Genomic DNA, 20006 nt, shown 5'->3' with positions numbered 1-20006 from the left:
TCACTGTGAACCGGCGCCTTGTGGTGCCGGTTTCGTTTTTCAGGCCAGTGTGCCGTCCAGTTGCAGGGTCAGTTTGCCGCCCAGATAGGGGCTCAGGACTTCGGGCAGGGTCACGGTGCCGTCCGCGTTCTGGCCATTTTCCAACACGGCAATCAGGCAACGCCCGACAGCCAAACCCGACCCGTTCAGCGTATGGACGTATTCCGGCTTGCCGCCACCTTCGGGGCGGAACCTTGCGTTCATGCGGCGGGCCTGGAAATCACCGCATGTCGAGACCGAGCTGATTTCTCGATAGGTGTCCTGACCAGGCAGCCATGCTTCGATATCATAGGTACGGCGCGCGCCAAATCCCATGTCACCGGTACACAGGATGACAGTGCGGTAAGGAATGCCCAGCTTTTCCAGAATGCCCTCGGCGCAGCGCAGCATGCGCTTTTGTTCGTCATCCGATTTGTCCGGATGCGTGACCGAGACCATCTCGACCTTTTCGAACTGGTGCTGACGCAGCATCCCGCGCGTGTCCTTGCCCGCGCTGCCAGCTTCCGAACGGAAGCATAGCGAGTGTGCGGTATAGCGGCGGGGCAGATAGCTTTCCTCGATCATCGTGTCGTTGACGATGTTGGTCAGCGACACCTCGGACGTCGGGATCAACCACCAGCCTTCGCGGGTCTGATAGCTGTCTTCGCCGAATTTCGGCAATTGGCCCGTGCCTTGCATCATCTCGGACAGAACCAGAACCGGGCCGTTCACCTCGGTCAGCCCGTTTTCGGTGATATGCGTATCCAGCATGAACTGCGCCAAAGCGCGATGAATACGGGCGACGCCCCCGGACAGCAGCACGAAACGCGAACCCGAGAGTTTGGCCGCGGTTTCGAAATCCATGCCTTGCTGAACGGCTTCGATTTCGAAATGCTCTTTCGGCGCAAAATCCAACGCACGTGGAGTGCCCCAGCGGCTGACCTCAACGTTGTCGTCTTCGTCAGCACCTTCGGGCACGTCTTCGGCCGGCAGGTTCGCGATGCGGATCAACTGATCGGTCAGCAGCGCATCCAGATCCTTGGCCTCGGTCTGCATCCGGGCGATTTCGGCCTTTTTCTCGGCGACCAGCGCGCGCAGGCGTTCGAATTCAGCCTCGTCGCCTCGACCTTTTGCCGCACCGACTTCCTTGGACGCTTTGTTCTGTTCGGCTTGCGCCGTTTCGGCCGCCAGAATCTTGGCGCGGCGGCTTTCGTCCAGCCTGAGCAAATCTGACGACACCGGCGCGTCCCCACGGCGCGCTAAAGCGGCGTCGAAAGCGGCAGGGTTTTCGCGAATGGCGCGGATGTCGTGCATGTCTCAGATCCTTGAATGCGTGAATCACTGAAACCGCTTATGCACCATCTGTCGGGCGGGGTGTAGCACCGGTTACGACTTATCGGCCTCGGCGTGGATTTCATGCGCCAGATGCCCATCCCATTCCTCTGCCGGGATTTTTGGTTCTGGCGGATCAGCCATGTAAGAGGGCGTCATGATCTGCACTTTGTTCTCGTTGAAAACGGCGACAATGTTGCGATGCAGGTCCGAGCGGATTTTCGGGATGATGCTGCCGCGGGTCGTATAGCCGTTGATCTGATAATTGATGGCGTAATCGGCCAGCGCCGTCCACAGCACGAAAGGTTCAGGTTTGGCCTTGATCCCCTTGGTGCGTTTGGCCGCCTCGATCAACATTGCTTCGACCTTTTCGGGCGGTTCTTCATATCCGATGCCAACCGTCGTGTGCAGGAGCAAACCGCTGCCATCGGTTTTCTTCGAAAAATTCACGACGTCCGAATTCATCAATTGGGCGTTCGGGATCGAAATCAGCTCGTTCTTGATGGATTTCAGATGCGTCTCCATCAGTTTGATCTGAACCACGTCGCCGATATGATCGCCGATCTGAATGCGGTCGCCGATTGACGTGGAACGGCGATAGATCACGAACAGCCCCGCCAGCATGTTGGACACGACCGAGTTGGCCCCCAGCGACAGCATGGCGCCGACCAGAATGGTCAGACCCTGGAAGGCGGCTGAATCCGAACCGGGAATATAGGGAACGGCAAAGACGAGCGCGATCAGAATCACGACAACCCGAGCGATGTTGAATGTCGGATTGACCCAGTGTTTTTCAAAATCGCCCATTTCGAACGAACCGGCTTCGACCGCGTCGAAGAACACGCGCATGCCCTTGATTATGTACAACGTGACCCATGCGATCAGGCTGAGCATAATCAGGTTTGGGATATAGCTGAGTATTCCCTTGAATATCAGCAGTACCGGTTCTGTCAGATAGGTCAGCAGCAACTGCGCGAAATAGCGTGTTTCCGCAAAGGCCAGCAGAACGAAGGACAGGTAGTAGTAGAAGCCGAGAAAGAAGATGACCAACAGGGCAAAATTCAGCCCGTATCGGATCAGGGCGGCGATTGCTTCGGCCTGAACGCTTTTGGCCGTCGCCGTTTCGACATCCTTCAAATAACGCTTTACCAGTTTCAGAGTGCGCCGCCTGATCCGCCGGTGCAGCCAAAGGATAACCAGCACGAAGACGACAAAGCCAAAGGTCCATCCGGCGGCCTCAATCGCTCCGGATACCCGTGCCTGCTCTGAGCGGTTGGAGCGGTAGGCCAGTATGGCCTCTTCGATGGCCTGACCATGCAGAAAACCGAGAACGTCCAGCTCCATCTGGTCCAGTTCGGCGTCTGCAAGCGTCACGATCGATATGATTTCACCGTCGGCGCGAATGCGTATGCCCAGGTCGGTCTCTTCAAAGGTGATGTCGACCGTGGGGCTTTCCGAGGCTTCGGCCACTTCAATGATCTTGTTCTGCACGCTTTCGGCACGTTCCGGCGCGGGCAGGGCGCTGGAGCCGCGCAGGAAGAACAACATGTCGCCGTCCACGATCACGGGTGCCTTGAAACTTTCGGTTTCTTCCGCGTCGGGTTCGGTGGCGTCAGCAGGCAATTCCTGGGCCTTCACCGGTGCGGCCAGACACAGGAGCAAACTCAGCAGGGACAGCAAAAGCGTCAACGATTGGAATGGTTTGTATTGAGTTCTCATTGCGCCCCCTGACGTTCGACTATAGCCAAATTGAGATTTCTGCATAGGACATATCTGCAACGATTGACGGGTTCGTGTGGCACCTTTGTCAGGTTGCGGCCGATCACATGACCACCTTTGCTTGCAAACGCGCATTTCAAAGCATAGGTTCCGGCAAAATCTGCGGAACGGTGCCGCAAGATCTGAATAAAGGAATATCCCATGGAAGGTGGCGCAATCGCCCAGTTTCTCCCGCTGATCCTGATCTTCGCGATCATGTATTTCCTGCTGATCCGTCCGCAGCAGAAGAAAATGAAGGAACATCAGGCCATGGTCGAGGCCGTGCGTCGGGGGGATCAGGTTGTCACCCAGGGCGGGCTGATCGGCAAAGTGTCGAAGGTCAAGGAAGGCGACAACGAGATCGAAGTCGAGATCGCCGAAGGTGTCAAAGTGCGTGTGGTCAAATCAACCATCGCCCAGGTTCTGAACAAAACCGAACCCGCGAAATAAAATCACCTTACAAATCCTTGAAAAGGCAGGGTAATGCTGCACATTGATACCTGGAAGCGGGTTCTGATCTGGCTGGTCTGCGTGACTGGCCTGATCATGGCCCTGCCAAATGCGTTTTATACACGGGTTGAGCAATCAAACGACGCCAAAGCCGCGATCGAGCTGGGCGTGGACACGCCCGAGTTGCAGGCCGAGGCGGGGCAATGGCCGAACTGGCTGCCCTCGTCACTGGTCAATCTGGGCCTGGACCTGCGCGGCGGTGCACATCTGCTGGCCGAAGTTCAGGTGCAGGACGTCTACGAATCCCGGATGGAGGCGATGTGGCCGGAAATCCGTGACGCCCTGCGGGATGAGCGTTCGACCGTCGGGACAATCCGCCGTCAGGAATCGGCCCCCGATGAGATTCGCCTGCGCATCAGCCAGCCTGAGGGCATGGCGCGGGCACTGGAGGTCGTGCGCGGTCTTGCCCGTCAGGTGCAGACCCTGACCGGTGTCGGGGCCACGGATATCGAGGCACGTGCCGAAGGTGACACGATTGTTGTTCAGTTGTCCGAGGCAGAAAAACTGGCCTCAGACGACCGCACAGTGCGTCAATCGTTGGAAATCGTCCGCCGCCGGATCGACGAAGTGGGCACCCGAGAGCCGACAATTCAGCGTCAGGGTGCCGATCGTATTCTGATTCAGGTGCCTGGCATCGGCAGCGCGGGCGAGTTGAAAGAGATCATCGGGACGACGGCGCAACTGACCTTTAACCCGGTTGCCGGACGCGGCACCGATCCGGATGCCGTTGCAGGCATCGGCGAAGAAATCGTGCCGTCAATTGACGAAAGCGGTGTTTACTACACCATTGAGTCCGCTCCTGTCGTTACCGGAGAGGAACTGGTCGATGCGCAGCCCGCATTCGACCAAAACGGTCGCCCCGCGGTCAACTTCCGGTTCAACACGTCTGGTGCGCGCAAATTCGGGGATTACACCCGCGACAATATCGGAGCCCCCTTTGCCATCGTTCTGGACGACGAAGTAATTTCGGCCCCCGTGATCCAAAGTCATATTCCGGGCGGCTCGGGCATCATCACCGGCAACTTTACGGTTGAGGAAAGCACCAATCTGGCCGTCCTGCTGCGAGCGGGCGCACTGCCTGCCGGTTTGGAATTCCTCGAAGAACGTACCATCGGACCCGAGTTAGGGCAGGACAGTATCGACGCGGGCAAAGTCGCCACCATCGTGGCCTTTGTCGCGGTGCTGGTTTTCATGGCGCTCAGCTATGGTCTGTTCGGGATCTTCGCCAACATCGCGCTGATCATCAATGTGGGCCTGTTGTTCGGTCTGCTGTCCATGATCGGGGCAACCCTGACCCTGCCGGGTATCGCGGGGATCGTGTTGACAGTTGGTATGGCGGTGGACGCCAACGTGCTGATCTTTGAACGTATCCGCGAGGAATTGAAATCCGCCAAAGGTCCGGCCCGGGCTATCGAGCTGGGCTATGAAAAGGCGCTGTCGGCCATTCTGGATGCGAACGTGACCACCTTCATCACCGCCGTGATCCTGTTTGCCATGGGCAGTGGACCAGTGCGCGGCTTTGCAATCACTCTGGGCCTCGGCATTCTGACCTCGGTCTTCACCGCGATCTTCGTGACGCGCCTGATGGTCGTGATGTGGTTCGAACGCCGCCGTCCGAAAACGATCGAGGTTTGACATGAGACTGAAACTCGTACCCCAGAACACCTCGTTCGATTTCTTCAAACTCTGGAAGGTCTGGCTGGGCATCTCCGGCCTGATGATGGTGGTTGCCTTCACCTCGTTCATGCTGCAAGGGCTGAATTTCGGCATCGACTTCCGGGGCGGCACCACGATCCGGACGCAAAGCGCGGTCGAGATCGATGTGGGCACATACCGGGATGCCATCGCCCCTCTGGAACTGGGCGACGTGACCATCACCGAGATTTTCGATCCAACCTTTGGACCTGACGAAAACGTTGCGATGATCCGCATTCAGGCGCAAGAAGATGCCGAGGCTGTGGAAGCTGCGACAATCACAGCCGTAGAGGACGCGTTGCAGCAAGTTGTTCCGGATATGCAGTTCGTGTCCGTGGAATCCGTTGGCCCCAAGGTCTCGGGCGAGCTGATCCAGACCGCCGTCATCGCGGTGGCTTTGGCGATTGGCGCGGTGCTTGTCTATATCTGGCTTCGGTTTGAATGGCAGTTTGCGCTGGGCGCTGTGGCGGCACTGGTTCACGATGTGATCCTGACCATCGGCATCTTCTCGGAACTGCAAATCCGTTTTGATCTGGCCATTATCGCGGCCCTTCTGACCATCGTCGGCTATTCGCTGAACGATACCGTGGTCGTCTTCGACCGGGTGCGTGAAAATCTGCGGAAATACAAAAAGAAAGACCTCAAAGAGGTGCTGAACATTTCGATCAACGAGACGCTCAGCCGGACGGTGATGACCTCGGTCACCACGTTGCTGGCGTTGATCTCACTTTATGTTCTGGGTGGCGATGTGATCCGCGGCTTCGTGTTTGCGATGATCTGGGGCGTGATCGTGGGCACCTATTCATCGGTCTTCGTGGCCTCGACCATCCTGTTGTGGCTGGGGGTCAAGCGCGACTGGTCCAAGCCGTCGAACACGGCGGGCAACCAGTTTGCAAATATCGATGCCTGAGGCGTTGCAACAGGCCTTGTCCCTGCCGGGGCTGGGTTGGTTGGTTCTTACCATCGGAGCCGCGGGACTTGTCCGCGGCTTCACTGGTTTTGGCACGGCGATGATCTTTGTTCCGGTGGCCACTCAATTCCTGCCGATTGCCGATGTCGTCTTTCTGATGGCGGCCACCGGGATCGTATCGACCTTTGCGCTGGCGCCGCAGGCATGGCGCGAATGCGACAGGACCGAAATCAGCACTTTGGGCATCGCAGCCGCTTTAACCGTGCCGCTTGGCCTTTGGGTTATGGCACAGGCCGACACGGTCGTTCTGCGCTGGATTGCCTGCGGTATCACCGGCGTGACCCTGTTGGCGATCGTCACTGGCTGGCGCTGGCAGGGGCGGCTGGGTGTGCCCGGACGGCTTGCAATCGGAGGCAGCGCAGGCGTGATCGGCGGCATGACCGGGCTGACCGGCCCGGTCGTTATCGTATTCTATCTGGCCAGCTCTTCAGATGTGCGCAAGATTCGCGCCAACACGATCATCTTCCTGGCTTTGCTGGATGTGGCCATAGTCTTCAGCATCCTGATCGGAGGCGCCGCGGATCTGTCGATCCTTTGGATTGTTCTGCTGCTGGGTGTGCCCTATCTGACCACCACACTGATCGGCAAGGCTCTGTTCGATCCAAAGCTCGAACGGATCTATCGCGCTGCGGCTTATTCGGTCATTCTGATTGCAGTCGTGTCCGGTTTGCCGATCCTGGATTGAAGGAGGGAAGAAATGCGCCTGAACCAGGTTACGTTTTCAGATGCCAAACCGGTTGATGGCTACGGCCCCGGTTTTTTTCGCATTGGCGGTGATGTGTTCGAAGGCGCCGTTCTGACCGGTCCCGCAGGCCCTGCCACCTGGGGCGGCTATGAAGACGCGCAGCCACTTCTGGAACTGGCTGATGAAATTGACGTTCTGCTTGTCGGCACAGGCAAAGACATGGCCCACATTCCCCAATCCTTGCGCACCCGGCTGGAAAGTGCCGGTGTCGGCGTCGAAATCATGAATTCTCCGGCTGCGTGCCGCACCTACAATGTCTTGCTCTCTGAAGGTCGCCGAATAGCGCTTGCCTTGATCCCGGTCTGACGGGATCCCTTCATCTGGCTAAAAATATCCCGGGGTGCATGAGGGGCTGGCCCCTCACTCGGACCTCTCTGCACAGAGCTCCCACAACCGAACTGCGGCAAATCCCACCTTTTGCCTCTGATGACATTCCGATAAGCGGGTCTCATGACTCTGATAGTAACCGACCTTTCGATCACCCGTGGTGGCATTCCCGTCCTGGAGCATCTCAGCTTTCAGCTGCCTCCGGGCAAGGCGCTGATTCTGCGTGGGCCGAACGGGATCGGCAAAACGACCCTTCTGCGCACATTGGCTGGGTTGCAGCCGCCGCTGAAGGGTCAGATCCAGGGCGCGGAAGACCAGATTGCATATGCGTCCCATTCGGACGGGCTGAAACCGACGCTGACTGTATCCGAGAACCTGACGTTCTGGGCTTCTGTCTTTGGCACCAACGGCATCCAGGCTGCGCTGGACGCGTTCCAGCTGAACGAGCTGGCGGAACGTCATGCAGGGAATCTGTCGGCAGGCCAGAAACGGCGGTTGGGGCTGGCGCGAATGCTGGTCACAGGGCGGCCGATCTGGATGCTGGATGAACCGACCGTCTCGCTGGACAGAAATGCGGTGCAAATGTTTGCTGATGCAGTCCGCGCGCATCTGGGGCAGGGCGGGTCAGCCCTGATCGCGACTCATATCGACCTTGGCCTGGATGGTGAGGTTCTGGACGTCGGCCCGAACAAGGCCAAACCCAAACCGATTGACGATTTCGACGGAGGCTTCCTGTGATCGCCCTTCTGCTGCGCGACCTGAAACTGGCCTTCCGTGCCGGCGGCGGGTTTGGTTTGGGATTGGCCTTTTTCCTGATCGTGACCGTGATGGTGCCGTTTGCAGTGGGGCCACAATCGTCACTGCTGTCCACCATCGCGCCCGGTGTGCTCTGGCTGGGGGCGTTGCTGGCCTGCCTGCTGTCTCTTGACCGGCTTCTGGCGCTGGACTGGGAAGACGGATCGCTGGACCTGCTGGCCACGGCGCCGCTGCCGCTGGAATCAGTCGTGACCATCAAGGCGTTGGCCCACTGGCTGACCACAGGCCTGCCGTTGGTTCTGGCCGCACCTTTTCTGGGGGTCTTGCTGAACCTGCCTGCGCAGGGGTTCTTCTGGCTTGTCATCTCGCTACTGATCGGCACCCCGGCCATGAGCGTGATTGGAACGTTCGGCGCTGCCCTGACCGTCGGCCTCAAGCGCGGCGGGTTGCTGTTGTCGCTCTTGGTGCTGCCGCTTTACGTCCCCACCCTGATTTTCGGGGCGGAGGTCGCCCGACGTGGGGCAACGGGGATGGACGTGCAGACGCCTTTGTTGATGCTGGCGGGGATCACGGCGGCCACCATCGCATTGTTGCCCTTTGCCAGCGCGGCTGTGTTACGTATCAATCTGCGGTGAACCGTCCCAACTTTGACTGATGTCAATTGAGAATACCCCCAACTCGGACTAGATAGGGCCCATGTCGATAGCAGCCAAAGCCAATGCCCTCTGGGAATACGCCAACCCGCGCAAGTTTCTTGCGACCAGTGAACGTGTCCTGCCGTTTTTCTGGGTCGTCTCGATCTTCTGCATCGTCGTCGGGCTGGTCTGGGGGTTCTTCTTCACGCCGGACGACTACAAACAAGGGTCGACGGTCAAGATCATCTATCTGCACGTCCCGGCGGCGCTGATGGCGATCAATTGCTGGCTGATGATGTTGGCAACTTCTCTGGTCTGGCTGGTGCGGCGTCATCATGTCAGCGCGCTGGCGGCACGGGCGGCTGCGCCGATCGGGATCGTGATGACCCTTATTGCGTTGCTGACCGGGGCCATCTGGGGGCAGCCCATGTGGGGCACCTGGTGGGCGTGGGATCCGCGTCTGACGTCGTTTCTGATCCTGTTCCTGTTCTATCTTGGCTATGTCGCGTTGTGGGAAGCCATCGAGGATCCGGACACTGCGGCGGACCTGACCTCGGTTCTGTGTCTGGTCGGATCCGTGTTTGCGCTGCTCAGCCGATATGCGGTCAACTTCTGGAACCAGGGCCTGCATCAGGGCGCATCGGTCATGCGCGCGGCAGCCGTGACCGGGGCCGATACGGAAGAGAAAGTCAGCAATATCTACTTCTATCCGCTGTTGCTGTGCATCATCGGATTTGTTCTGCTGTTCATCGCTTTGGTGCTGTACCGCACCGGGACTGAAATCCGCGCGCGGCGCATCAAAGCGTTGCAGGCGCGGGAAAGGGTGGGCGGATGATCCCCGATCTTGGAAAATATGCTGACGCGGTTTTGTCGTCTTATGCCGTGTCCATCATGCTGCTGGTGGGATTGATCGTGTTCAGCGTGATGCGAGGACGTAAGGTGCGCACTGAGATGGAAAAAATCGAACAAAGGATTTCGCGAAATGGCTAAGATATCGCCCTTGATGATCGCGCCGCCTTTGATTTTTGGCGCTTTCGCCGTGTTGGCCGGGATCGGTATGTTCCGTGAAGACCCCAACGCGTTGCCCTCGGCCCGCGAAGGCCAACCGGCTCCGCCCGTGGTTCTGAGCGAGTTCCCGGAAAAGAAGCTGTTTGATGATGCCACGCTGCGGGATGGAGAGGTCAAGCTGGTCAACTACTGGGCCAGCTGGTGCGCACCGTGCCGTGCCGAGCATCCCAATCTGGAAGCCCTGGCCGCCGAAGGTATCCCGGTCTATGGCATCAACTACAAAGACCAGTTGGACAACGCCCAAGCGTTTTTGACCGAGCTTGGCGATCCCTATGCCGCGATTGGACGTGATGAGAAGGGTCGCATGGCATTGGATTGGGGTCTATACGGCGTACCCGAAACCTATGTGGTTGATGGCGACGGCACGATCATTCTGCGCTTTGCCGGCCCGATTACGCAGCGTGTGATTGAAAACACTCTGCGTCCGGCGTTGGAAAAGGCCGCGGGCGGTTGAGCAATTTGGAAAACGAGGCTTAAACCACCTTACAAGCGATAGCCTCCGGTCACGCCCAGAACCTCTCCGGTTACGAATCCCGCCGCGTCCGAAGCCAGAAACCGAACGACCCTGGCGATGTCTTCCGGAGTTCCGATCCGGCCCAGCGCCGTTTCCTTGACGAAAAGCGATGTCAGATCGTCAGGGCGGGGGGCTTCGGGGATGTTGATTGCACCCGGCGCAACAGCGTTGACGCGAATTCCGTCCGGGCCAAGCTCTTTCGCCATGGCGCGCGTCCAGAGGTTCAGCGCGGCCTTGCTTGCCCCATAGGTCGCGGCGTCGCGCGGTGGCAATGTCGCGTTCATCGATGAGATGCTGACGATCGAAGCCCCGCGTTTCAGATGCGGCAATGCCGCGGCAAGCAACGCGGCGGGGGTCAGCACGTTAAGGTCAAAAATGGCGCGATGGTCTTCGGCCTGAAACTCTTGTTTCGGAGTGGAGCGAACAAGACCGGCGTTGTTCACGATCACGTCCAGTCGCCCGAAGTGATCGATGACCTTTTCGATTACCCGGGTGGGTTGGTTATCTTGTGTAAGGTCCGACTGAATCGCCAGAACGTCGCCTTTCAGCAATTCTGAATCGGGGTGGCTGGCCAACCAGGTGAAGGCGACATTGTGATCACCGCGCAGGTCTTCGACGATTGCCCGTCCAATTCCACGGGCGCCACCGGTTATCAGTGCAATTTTTTTCATGAACTCAGATGACCGGCAAAGCGCCCAGGATTCAACGTTGATTTTTGCGCTGCCGGAATGCTGTCACCTGCGCAGCAATATCCAAAGCATTGCCGCGATGAACGCGAAAGTGACAAGGTTCATCAATGTGTCCGTGGGATCACCGATCAGCATTGCGTTGCCCCTCCTCTCTGAGCCCGCGGAACAAGCACACCATCAGCAGGACCGAAATGAAGACAAAGGGCAATGCACCAAGCGAGATGAGGATCTTCACCGAGTCCACGGATCCCGAAAGGATCATTGCAACGCTCAGCAGCCCAAGCAATCCCCCCCAGATCAGACGCACACGCGGCGGGGGGTTCTCGTCCCCGCCCGTCGAGAAAGTGCCCAGAACAAAGGCCGCGCTTACGACGCTGGTCACGATGAACAGAAAGGCGGCCAGTACCGTTGCAAGCGTGGTAATCACCGACGGTGGAAGTCGGTCGAGCAGGGCGAAGGTCACGCGTTCGATGTTTGTCTGCGTATAGGCCAGCAGTTCGCCCGCACCATTGAGCGCTTCGAACAGGCCAATGCCACCAAAGGCACCGAACCAGAGGATTGAAAACAGCGTGGGGGCAAACAATACTCCGATCACGAATTCCCGTATCGTGCGACCGCGAGAGATGCGGGCGACAAAGACGCCCACGAACGGGCCCCAGGCAATCCACCAGACCATGTAGGTCAGGGTCCAGTCGCTGAACCATCTGGTGACGTCATCGCCGAAGAACGTAAAGGTCTGAAATCCCCTGGGAATGACATTGGTGACATAGTCGCCGAACCCCTGAACGATGGTATTCAGAAGGTATTCGGTGGGGCCAAGGACAACCGTATAGGCCACAAGGCCGATTGCGATCAGCATGGCGGCATTGGACAGGCGCGCCATGCCCTGACCCAGATCGATCAAGAGCGCCGGAACATAAGCCGCGACCATTGCCAGAAACACGACACCAATCAAAAGGGCGCCGACCGTTTCCCGGCCGCCCAGCACTGCGATGCCATCTGCCACCTGAAACACGCCCATGGCCATGGAGCCACCGACACCAATGGATATGGCGATGATCGCCATGAAGTCCGAAAGCCACCCGACACGTTCAGCCCAGCGTTCGCCGGGAAACAGGTTCTTGATCGGCGCGCTGACCATCATGCCCGTACCACGCCGGAAACTGAAATAGGCAATTGTCAGCGCGGTGGAGCCATAAATCGCCCAGGCATGCAGCCCCCAATGGAAATTTGTCGCCAGCATGGCCTGCTGCGCCGCGATGAAATCCGGTGCCATGCCGGAGATGAAGTTGAAATGGGTCAGCGGCTCTGCCACCGCCCAAAACAGCAGGCCGACGCCCATACCGGCTGAAAACAACATTGAAATCCATGTGGCGGTGGAAAACTCCGGCTTCTCGTCATCCCGGCCAAGGCGAATGTTTCCATAGGGTGAAAACGCCAGAAACAGGCATCCGATCAACATGCCCGAAGCGGCAAGCATCACGAACCAGCCGCGGCTGTGGAAGGTCTGCTGGACGATGCCGCTTGCCCAGGTCACCAGGCTTTGAATGTCCACGACACCCCATATCCCGATCACGGCAATTACGCTGAGCGAACACACCAGCAGGGCGTTGGGTTTCTTCATGGCGAATGGTTTTCCGTTGACGACCTTGCCCAACAGTTTCAGGTTTTCGAATAAATGACCAGAATACAAAAAACCCCCGGCGGGTGGCCGGGGGTTGAATTGCACGCTTTGCTATCGGTTATGATGCCTTCGCAAGATTGCGCAGGACGTAATGCAACACGCCACCGTTTTCGATGTATTCAATCTCGGGCGCGGTATCGATGCGGCATTTCAGGGTGATGGTCTTTTCGGTTCCATCGCCATAAACGATGGTGCATGGGACTTCCTGTAGCGGCTCGATAGTATCCAGCCCGTGAATCGAAACGGTTTCATCCCCTTTCAGCCCCAGGGTTTTGCGGTTGTCGCCACCTGTGAACTCGAACGGAATGACACCCATGCCAACAAGGTTCGAACGGTGGATACGCTCAAAGCTCTCGGCGATTACGGCCTTGACGCCCAGCAGCGCCGTGCCCTTGGCCGCCCAATCGCGGCTTGAGCCCGCGCCATATTGCTCGCCACCGAATACCACCAGCGAGGTGCCGTTCGCCTGATAGGCCATCGAGGCGTCATAAATTGACGTCTGTTCACCGTCCGGGCCTTTGGTGTAACCGCCTTCGACGCCGTCCAGCATCTCGTTCTTGATGCGGATGTTGGCGAATGTGCCGCGCATCATCACCTCGTGGTTGCCGCGGCGTGAACCATATGAATTGAATTCACGCGGCTGAACCTGACGTTCGATCAGGTACTGGCCTGCGGGCGAGGTCGTCGCAAAAGACCCCGCAGGTGAGATGTGGTCGGTCGTAACCATGTCACCCAGAATGGCCAGAACCTTGGCGCCTTCGATGTTGGAAATAGTGCCCGGTTCGGGGCCCATGCCCTGGAAATAGGGTGGGTTCTGGATATAGGTGGATGTCGGCGGCCAGTCATAGGTTTCCGCATCGGTGGTTTCGACCGACTGCCATTTCTCGTCCCCTTTGAAGACGTCGGCGTATTTCGACTGGAACGCTTCGCGCGTGACGGTCTGTTCGACCAGTTCCGCGACCTCCTGCTGCGTTGGCCAGAGGTCTTTCATATAGACGTCGTTGCCGTCCTTGTCCTGACCGATCGGTTCGGACGTCAGGTCGATGTCCATGGTGCCTGCCAGGGCGTACACGACGACCAGTGGCGGCGAAGCCAGATAGTTTGCGCGCACGTCGGGCGAGATGCGGCCTTCGAAGTTGCGGTTGCCGGACAAGACCGAAGTGGCGACCAGATCGCCTTCCGCAATGGCCTCCGAGATTTCTTTCTGGATCGGCCCCGAGTTGCCGATACATGTGGTGCAGCCGTATCCGACGAGGTTGAAGCCGATCTTGTCCAGATCTTCCTGAAGGCCTGCGGCCTCAAGGTAAGCGGATACAACCTGCGACCCCGGTGCCAGTGAGGTTTTGACCCAAGGCTTGCGATTCAGCCCCAGCGCGGCTGCCTTGCGCGCCACGAGGCCCGCTCCGATCATCACGTAAGGGTTCGACGTGTTGGTGCAGGACGTGATCGAGGCGATCACGACCTTGCCGGATTCCATGCCATAGTTTTCGCCTTTGACCTCGACCTGTTTGCCCATCGGGCGCTTGAAGGTCTCGGCCATTTCCTTGGCGAAAGCGGCCTTGGCGTCAGTCAGCGCAACATAATCCTGCGGGCGTTTGGGCCCCGAGATTGCCGGAACAATCGTGCCCATATCCAGGGACAGGGTGTCGGTGTAGACCGGCGCATAGTGTTCGTCGCGCCAGAAACCGTTTTCCTTGGCGTAAGCTTCAACCAGCGCGATGCGATCCTCGTCTCGGCCGGTGTTGCGCATGTAGCGCAGCGTTTCGCCGTCAATCGGGAAAAAGCCGCATGTCGCGCCGTATTCCGGGGCCATGTTGGCGATGGTCGCACGGTCGGCCAGCGGCAGACGATCCAGGCCCTCGCCGTAGAATTCGACGAACTTGCCGACAACGCCTTTTTCGCGCAGCATTTCCACGACCTTCAGAACCAGGTCTGTGCCGGTGGTGCCTTCGACCAGATCACCGGTCAGTTCAAAGCCCACGACCTCGGGGATCAGCATCGAGATCGGTTGACCCAGCATTGCGGCCTCGGCCTCGATCCCGCCGACACCCCAGCCCAGTACGGCCATGCCGTTGACCATGGTGGTGTGGCTGTCGGTGCCGACCAGCGTGTCGGGATAGGCGACTTCTTCACCGTTCTGGTCGGTGTCGGTCCAGACGGTCTGGGCCAGATATTCAAGGTTCACCTGGTGGCAGATGCCCGTGCCGGGGGGGACAACGCGGAAGTTGTTGAATGCACCCTGACCCCATTTCAGGAACTGGTACCGTTCCATGTTGCGCTCATATTCACGGTCCACATTCATCTGGAACGCACGCGGGTTGCCGAACTCGTCGATCATGACCGAATGGTCGATGACCAGATCGACCGGGTTCAGCGGGTTGATCTTTTGCGCGTCGCCACCCAGCGCCTTGATGCCGTCCCGCATCGCGGCCAGATCCACAACGGCGGGAACGCCGGTGAAGTCCTGCATCAGTACGCGAGCAGGGCGATAGGCGATTTCACGAGGGTTTTTGCCACCGTTGGCGCCCCATTCGGCAAAAGCCTTGATGTCATCTACCGAGACCGAGAACCCGTCATCCTCGAACCGCAACATGTTTTCCAGCACCACCTTGAGTGCGGCAGGCAGTTTCGAGAAATCGCCCAGACCGGCCTCTTGCGCGGCGGGGATCGAATAATAGGAAATGGATTTACCATTCACGCTCAGACTGCGGCGCGTTTTGGCGGTATCCTGTCCGACTTTGATGGGCATCTGTGGCCTCCCTCTCAAATGACTTGGATATTGGGATTTGCTGAGTGTTATCTGCATCACCAAGGCCCCGTGTTCAAGGTTGAACACGCGCCGGGAGGGAAATTTGTATACTATTGTACACTTTTTCGCGGAAGGAATGCGCCAAAGCCTCAAGAAACCTTGATTGGCCGTTGAGTGACAAAGCAGTTATCCCTGACATCCAACCGCCCAACCCGAGAGTTCTCATGTTCAGATCCATTGCCTTGACCACCGTGTTTTCCTGCCTTGTGGCGGCACAGGCTGCGGCCGAGGAAGACCCGGTTGTGGTCGAGCTGTTCACGTCTCAGGGGTGTTCATCCTGCCCGCCGGCAGATCGGATCATGCATGATCTGGCCAAGCGCGACGATGTCATAGGGCTGGCTTTGCATGTCGATTACTGGGATTATATCGGGTGGAAGGACGAATACGCAGACCCCGATCATACGCTCCGGCAGCGAGCTTATGCCCGCGAGGGGGGGCGTTCCATGATCTACACCCCGCAGATGGTGATCAACGGGCAGCACGACATCGTCGGGGCGCAAGCCCGGGAGCTTGATCGATTGATCGAAGCACATCTGAAGGCAGCACCCGAAGCGCTTGTGACGGCCGTGCGCTCAGCCGATGAGGTGACAGTGGATGTGACGCCCGTCGAGTTGCCGAAAGGCGACACCTATGACGTGCATGTGGTTCAGTATTCGCCCATGCGGCACGCTTCGATCCGTCGTGGAGAGCTGGCCGGGCACGAGCTGGACTATGCCAATGTTGTTGAGGCCTGGCAGATTGCAGGGCAGTGGGATGGAACTGCGCCGCAAACTTTCGCGGTTCAGCTTGGTTTGGACCTGCCGGCTGTCGTTCTGGTTCAAAGGGTCGGGGAAGGGCCGATTGTTGCCGCCACCCGGGTCAGGTGATCAGGGCATCTCTTCCGGTTTGATACCCAACCCGTTCCAGTGTTTCCAGCGGCGGTGAATCCAGAACCATTGCCCCATATGCTGCCGCACCATCTTTTCCAGATCGTCATTGGTGAACTGGGTCATGGTTTTTGGGTCGGTGTGCGGAACCGGTTCGTGCAGAACGATTTCAAAATCAATTCCGTTGGGCTGACGCACAGCGTAACACGGAATCAGCTCGGCTTTGTATTTGATGGCCAACTCGGCGTTCAGCACGGATGTCACTGCGGGTTTGCCGAAAAACATCAGTTCCTCACCGCCCATTGCGTGAAGATCGGAAACGATGGCAATGATCCCGCCCTTTTTCAACGAGCGTACCATCTCGACCATACCGCGCCGCCCCTGTTCGAACATCGGGGCGCCTGTCTTGTAGAAGGCTTCGACATAAGCGTCGTTGAAATACGGGTTGGCCATCCGCCGATACAGGCAGCCGATAGGCTGACCGCTGTAGGTTTGCAAGGCGACGCGCGCTGCCAGGTAGTGGCCGAAATGCGCCGTAATCATCATAACCGGACGCCCTGCGGCAACAGCCGCGTCAAACGCAGCGATGCCTGGGCCTGAAATCTTGGCCTTGCTCTGGCGTTTGATGAAATCTTCGGGGGAAAAATGCTCCATGATCGCACGACCGGCATTGTCCGGCACATCGCGGCAGATCTGCCTGACTTCGGTTTCAGGCAAGTCCGGGCAAGTCAGCTTCAGATTCCGACGGACACGATTGCGAAACCCGACAACAGGTGCCAGAAACCGCACGATGGCCCCCATCGTTGCAATACGCCGCTCGTAGGGGAGCATGCGCATAACGCAGATGACCCCCTGAAGAAACAGGTTGGCGACATAGTATTTCCCAAGCTCAAACCGGCTGAGCTCCGACTTTTCAACGGGCATGGAGGTGTCTCACCGCGTGTTGCGAATTGCTGAGAAAGACATACAGCCCGATGCCTGCAAGCTCAAGCGCTCAGACGGGCGGAAAACCTGAACCCGCAGCAGGTGACCGGACCGCGTAGTACCCGCGGGTTCGCTGGATCAGGCTGCATCTTCCTCGTCATCGTTTTCGATCAGAGCAATGGAACCGGCATCGACCAGAACGCGAATGGCGGCCACGACCTGTGTCATGGCGTCTTCTGCTTCCGATTGTTTGACACGCCCACGTTCAGTCATTTCCTCGCGCAGATTGTCGGCCATGCGGGACGAAATGTTTGACAGAATGAATTCAACGGATGCCTTGTCATCATCTGCGGCGGCACCTGCCAGTGCGGTGACAAGAACCGGCTGTTCCACTTCGCGCAGGATGGCAGGAACATCGCGGGCCGCGATACGGCTTGGGATATGGGCAAAGGTGAAGATCGACTGGCGTACCAGATCCGCAAATTCGGCGTCGTCTTCGTCCAATGCGTTCAACAAGTCGTCGCGTGTTGCGGCCGCCGACTGGTTCAGGATCGCGCCGACTCGTGCGCCCGGACCATTGTCGAAAGCCTGAGCGGGCCGCTGATCCAGTTGCGCGGCCAGCGACCAGCCAATTCGTTCAACCGCTTCGGGGGTGACATTCGTTGTTTTCGAGATGGCATAGGTAATGCGCCGCGCAACCGGGCCCGGCATATGGGCCAGCATCTGCGCCGCCTGTGCGGTATCCATCTTTGAAAGCATGACGGCCGCCACCTCGGTGCTTTCCGCCTGAGCCATTTTGGCAAGATCCTCAACGGGTACATCACGCAGGCGTTGCCATGGGTCGCCGATCTGGCGCACACCGGCTAGCTTGCGCAGGCGCGCGGCCGTCGATGGTGCGATCTTTCCATTCACCGCGTCCAATGCACCTGCAAGCCCGTGTGGAAAAGCCAGCCCGACATTGTCCAGAGCGTCGCTGAATTCCTGGGCCACCGCGCCCAGGGTGACGCGATCCACAAGGCCCATTTGCCCAAGCTGATGGGTCAATGTCTCTTGCAGGTCGTCAGGCAATTCCTCAAGTGGAATATCGGCGCCCTCGTTCAACAGAAGGCGCACCACAACGGCCGCTTTTTGCCGACCAGTCAATGTTCGCGGAACAACTTGCGGCGCGTGTTCATCCCCCGCGGCAAGTGGGGCAGAGCCCCCATTTGCCATTTGTATCAAAGCGTTTGTGTCCTGCATCTGCCCGTAGTGTCAAATTTTCCGAACCACGGGCAGATTAACGAGAGTCGGGTTAAATAACCCTGAAGCTCAGTAGCTGTAGGTCAACCCTGTCCGGATGGCCTCGCGCAGAGACGTCTCGGCCCAGGTCCCTTCGCCGCCGCGAGCTTTGATCTCGCGCCACTGCTCGATTGCCAGATCGGTTTTGCCTTCGGTTACAAAGCCTTGCGCCATATAGCTGCGCGCCAAAAGGTTGTCGGGATTGGCATTGATGGCATTCTGGTAAAAGACGTTCGCCAGCTCCAACTCGCCCATCTTGCGGTAGGTAAAGCCCCAATAGGTCTGCACACGGTCATCGTCCTGATCCATGATCCGCAGGATATCCTGCGCGTGCCCGTATTGCCCGTCGTAGGCCAGTTCGCGGACGGCGTCGTATAGCTGATCATCAGACAGGTTGGTTTTGTTGGGTTTGACGCACCGGCCTCTGGCTTCGTCATAGACCCGACCGAACAAACATTTCTTGGTCGTATTTGTTGGTTTCGGCGGGCTGCTGCTGTCGCCGCCTGCGGCGTGGACCACCGGGGCAAAGGCGAAGGCCTGCAAAGCGAGGGCTGAAGCTAACAAAAGGCGCATATTCTTACTCCGTTCTCGGGGCTGCTCTCAAAATCATAGTGCGATCTACAAAAAAGCTAACAGTGGAACGGTTGCTTTTATTCACAAGTCGGACAGAAATTCGTCAGCTGTTGACCGATTTCGTGCAGCTTTGCGTTTCAGTGTCCCAGGTTGTGCCCTGTGCGCAGGATTGCGTCTGTTTGGATTGCGCGTTGCATGCAAGGCCGGCAGACGCCGCGCAAACAAGTGCAAGTGAGCAAAGAACGGTACGGATCATGGTGCCTCTCCCCAATAGATCGTCCACAGAATAGCCGATTTCGGGCGGTCTGGCAAAAAACAAGGCCCGGCCTGCGCATTGCAGACCGGGCCGTGTGAAGGCGGCGTCGAGACGTACCTTATTCGCCGAATACCCGGGCGAAGATCGTATCAACGTGTTTGGTGTGATAGCCGAGGTCAAATTTCTCTTCGATTTCTTCGGGGCTGAGCGCGGCAGTCACATCGGCGTCCGCCAGCAGTTCCTGTTTGAAATCGGTGCGGTGTTCCCAAACCTTCAGCGCGTTGCGCTGGACCATGGCATAGGCGTCCTCACGGCTGACACCTGCCTGGGTCAAGGCCAGAAGAACACGCTGGCTCATGACAAGACCGGGGAATTTGTTCATGTTTTCCAGCATGTTTTCGGGGAAGATCAGCATCTTGTCGATCACGCCGGTCAGACGGGCCAGCGCAAAATCCAGTGTAATCGTGGCATCTGGTCCGATCATGCGCTCGACCGAGGAATGCGAGATGTCGCGTTCATGCCAGAGCGCGACATTCTCCATTGCCGGGATCACTGCCGCGCGTACCATGCGGGCCAGCCCGGTCAGGTTCTCGGTAAGT

Annotated in this window: 19 protein-coding genes and 1 pseudogene; 11 read left to right on the top strand and 9 right to left on the bottom strand. The window is 58.3% G+C overall.

The window, feature by feature from the left end; genetic code table 11:
- Nucleotides 1-39 precede the first annotated feature (39 nt).
- The gene (gene serS / locus AC2FNN_RS00890; RefSeq protein WP_496755949.1) at nt 40-1332 is read right to left on the bottom strand and encodes a serine--tRNA ligase; all 1293 of its coding nucleotides are present in this window, start codon (nt 1330-1332) and stop codon (nt 40-42) included.
- Between the two features lie 72 nt (nt 1333-1404).
- Entirely contained in the window at nt 1405-3069 is a 1665-nt protein-coding gene (locus tag AC2FNN_RS00885; protein ID WP_496755947.1) for a mechanosensitive ion channel family protein, read from the bottom strand.
- A 201-nt stretch (nt 3070-3270) separates the two neighbouring features.
- Between AC2FNN_RS00885 and yajC the strand changes: the two genes are divergently transcribed.
- From yajC to AC2FNN_RS00835, 10 genes are all read left to right on the top strand, one after another.
- Complete coding sequence (yajC, locus tag AC2FNN_RS00880) at nt 3271-3558, top strand: preprotein translocase subunit YajC (RefSeq protein ID WP_155151194.1); 288 nt, start codon at nt 3271-3273, stop codon at nt 3556-3558.
- Between the two features lie 33 nt (nt 3559-3591).
- On the top strand, nt 3592-5253 hold the full coding sequence (secD, locus tag AC2FNN_RS00875; protein WP_496755945.1) for a protein translocase subunit SecD: 1662 nt from the start codon (nt 3592-3594) through the stop codon (nt 5251-5253).
- A gap of 1 nt (nt 5254) precedes the next feature.
- Nucleotides 5255-6223, top strand: a complete 969-nt coding sequence (gene secF / locus AC2FNN_RS00870; protein ID WP_496755943.1) for a protein translocase subunit SecF — start codon at nt 5255-5257, stop codon at nt 6221-6223.
- Complete coding sequence (locus AC2FNN_RS00865; protein WP_496755941.1) at nt 6216-6968, top strand: TSUP family transporter; 753 nt, start codon at nt 6216-6218, stop codon at nt 6966-6968. The genes secF and AC2FNN_RS00865 overlap by 8 nt, the downstream gene beginning before the upstream one ends.
- A 12-nt stretch (nt 6969-6980) precedes the next feature.
- Complete coding sequence (locus AC2FNN_RS00860) at nt 6981-7334, top strand: Mth938-like domain-containing protein (protein ID WP_496755940.1); 354 nt, start codon at nt 6981-6983, stop codon at nt 7332-7334.
- Nucleotides 7335-7478: 144 nt separating this feature from the next.
- Nucleotides 7479-8093 (top strand): heme ABC exporter ATP-binding protein CcmA, encoded by a 615-nt coding sequence (gene ccmA / locus AC2FNN_RS00855; protein ID WP_496755938.1) that lies wholly within the window; start codon nt 7479-7481, stop codon nt 8091-8093.
- Nucleotides 8090-8746, top strand: a complete 657-nt coding sequence (ccmB, locus tag AC2FNN_RS00850; protein ID WP_152458362.1) for a heme exporter protein CcmB — start codon at nt 8090-8092, stop codon at nt 8744-8746. The genes ccmA and ccmB overlap by 4 nt, the downstream gene beginning before the upstream one ends.
- 61 nt (nt 8747-8807) lie before the next feature.
- Entirely contained in the window at nt 8808-9581 is a 774-nt protein-coding gene (locus tag AC2FNN_RS00845; protein ID WP_496755936.1) for a heme ABC transporter permease, read from the top strand.
- On the top strand, nt 9578-9736 hold the full coding sequence (ccmD, locus tag AC2FNN_RS00840; RefSeq protein ID WP_496755934.1) for a heme exporter protein CcmD: 159 nt from the start codon (nt 9578-9580) through the stop codon (nt 9734-9736). Before AC2FNN_RS00845 ends, ccmD begins: the two co-directional genes overlap by 4 nt.
- Nucleotides 9729-10268, top strand: a complete 540-nt coding sequence (locus tag AC2FNN_RS00835) for a DsbE family thiol:disulfide interchange protein (RefSeq protein WP_171231406.1) — start codon at nt 9729-9731, stop codon at nt 10266-10268. Before ccmD ends, AC2FNN_RS00835 begins: the two co-directional genes overlap by 8 nt.
- A gap of 29 nt (nt 10269-10297) precedes the next feature.
- Here AC2FNN_RS00835 and AC2FNN_RS00830 read toward each other — a convergent pair whose 3' ends face one another.
- The 3 genes from AC2FNN_RS00830 to acnA form a co-directional block, all read right to left on the bottom strand.
- Nucleotides 10298-10999: an SDR family NAD(P)-dependent oxidoreductase gene (locus AC2FNN_RS00830; RefSeq protein ID WP_496755932.1), complete on the bottom strand. Its 702-nt coding sequence runs from the start codon at nt 10997-10999 to the stop codon at nt 10298-10300.
- Between the two features lie 139 nt (nt 11000-11138).
- Nucleotides 11139-12641 (bottom strand): BCCT family transporter, encoded by a 1503-nt coding sequence (locus AC2FNN_RS00825; protein ID WP_496755930.1) that lies wholly within the window; start codon nt 12639-12641, stop codon nt 11139-11141.
- Nucleotides 12642-12759: 118 nt separating this feature from the next.
- Nucleotides 12760-15450 carry an aconitate hydratase AcnA gene (gene acnA, locus AC2FNN_RS00820; RefSeq protein ID WP_496755929.1) on the bottom strand — a complete coding sequence of 897 codons (2691 nt, stop codon included), beginning with the start codon at nt 15448-15450 and terminating at the stop codon, nt 12760-12762.
- Nucleotides 15451-15674: 224 nt separating this feature from the next.
- Between acnA and AC2FNN_RS00815 the strand changes: the two genes are divergently transcribed.
- Entirely contained in the window at nt 15675-16376 is a 702-nt protein-coding gene (locus AC2FNN_RS00815; RefSeq protein WP_496755927.1) for a DUF1223 domain-containing protein, read from the top strand.
- Here AC2FNN_RS00815 and AC2FNN_RS00810 read toward each other — a convergent pair whose 3' ends face one another.
- The 4 genes and pseudogenes from AC2FNN_RS00810 to AC2FNN_RS00795 all read right to left on the bottom strand — a co-directional run.
- Entirely contained in the window at nt 16377-17300 is a 924-nt protein-coding gene (locus tag AC2FNN_RS00810) for a lysophospholipid acyltransferase family protein (RefSeq protein WP_496755926.1), read from the bottom strand.
- A gap of 138 nt (nt 17301-17438) precedes the next feature.
- A complete protein-coding gene (locus tag AC2FNN_RS00805; protein ID WP_496756096.1) occupies nt 17439-18512 on the bottom strand; it encodes a flagellar motor switch protein FliG in 1074 nt (357 codons plus the stop codon).
- A 96-nt stretch (nt 18513-18608) separates the two neighbouring features.
- Nucleotides 18609-19151, bottom strand: coding sequence for a tetratricopeptide repeat protein (locus tag AC2FNN_RS00800; protein WP_496755925.1), 543 nt, complete (start codon nt 19149-19151; stop codon nt 18609-18611).
- Between the two features lie 374 nt (nt 19152-19525).
- Nucleotides 19526-20006: pseudogene (locus tag AC2FNN_RS00795) on the bottom strand (adenylosuccinate lyase); the annotation flags it as partial.

The sequence above is a fragment of the Ruegeria sp. BHSA118 genome, from assembly GCF_059613405.1.
This window is presented reverse-complemented; position numbering and strand designations above follow the sequence as displayed.

Excerpts from the sequence above, each read along its gene's own strand:
- serS (WP_496755949.1), bottom strand. The coding sequence starts at position 1,332 with ATGCACGACATCCGCGCCATTCGCGAAAACCCTGCCGCTTTCGACGCC.
- AC2FNN_RS00885 (WP_496755947.1), bottom strand. The coding sequence starts at position 3,069 with ATGAGAACTCAATACAAACCATTCCAATCGTTGACGCTTTTGCTGTCC.
- yajC (WP_155151194.1), top strand. The coding sequence starts at position 3,271 with ATGGAAGGTGGCGCAATCGCCCAGTTTCTCCCGCTGATCCTGATCTTC.
- secD (WP_496755945.1), top strand. The coding sequence starts at position 3,592 with ATGCTGCACATTGATACCTGGAAGCGGGTTCTGATCTGGCTGGTCTGC.
- secF (WP_496755943.1), top strand. The coding sequence starts at position 5,255 with ATGAGACTGAAACTCGTACCCCAGAACACCTCGTTCGATTTCTTCAAA.
- AC2FNN_RS00865 (WP_496755941.1), top strand. The coding sequence starts at position 6,216 with ATGCCTGAGGCGTTGCAACAGGCCTTGTCCCTGCCGGGGCTGGGTTGG.
- AC2FNN_RS00860 (WP_496755940.1), top strand. The coding sequence starts at position 6,981 with ATGCGCCTGAACCAGGTTACGTTTTCAGATGCCAAACCGGTTGATGGC.
- ccmA (WP_496755938.1), top strand. The coding sequence starts at position 7,479 with ATGACTCTGATAGTAACCGACCTTTCGATCACCCGTGGTGGCATTCCC.
- AC2FNN_RS00845 (WP_496755936.1), top strand. The coding sequence starts at position 8,808 with ATGTCGATAGCAGCCAAAGCCAATGCCCTCTGGGAATACGCCAACCCG.
- ccmD (WP_496755934.1), top strand. The coding sequence starts at position 9,578 with ATGATCCCCGATCTTGGAAAATATGCTGACGCGGTTTTGTCGTCTTAT.
- AC2FNN_RS00835 (WP_171231406.1), top strand. The coding sequence starts at position 9,729 with ATGGCTAAGATATCGCCCTTGATGATCGCGCCGCCTTTGATTTTTGGC.
- AC2FNN_RS00830 (WP_496755932.1), bottom strand. The coding sequence starts at position 10,999 with ATGAAAAAAATTGCACTGATAACCGGTGGCGCCCGTGGAATTGGACGG.
- AC2FNN_RS00825 (WP_496755930.1), bottom strand. The coding sequence starts at position 12,641 with ATGAAGAAACCCAACGCCCTGCTGGTGTGTTCGCTCAGCGTAATTGCC.
- acnA (WP_496755929.1), bottom strand. The coding sequence starts at position 15,450 with ATGCCCATCAAAGTCGGACAGGATACCGCCAAAACGCGCCGCAGTCTG.
- AC2FNN_RS00815 (WP_496755927.1), top strand. The coding sequence starts at position 15,675 with ATGTTCAGATCCATTGCCTTGACCACCGTGTTTTCCTGCCTTGTGGCG.
- AC2FNN_RS00810 (WP_496755926.1), bottom strand. The coding sequence starts at position 17,300 with ATGCCCGTTGAAAAGTCGGAGCTCAGCCGGTTTGAGCTTGGGAAATAC.
- AC2FNN_RS00805 (WP_496756096.1), bottom strand. The coding sequence starts at position 18,512 with ATGGCAAATGGGGGCTCTGCCCCACTTGCCGCGGGGGATGAACACGCG.
- AC2FNN_RS00800 (WP_496755925.1), bottom strand. The coding sequence starts at position 19,151 with ATGCGCCTTTTGTTAGCTTCAGCCCTCGCTTTGCAGGCCTTCGCCTTT.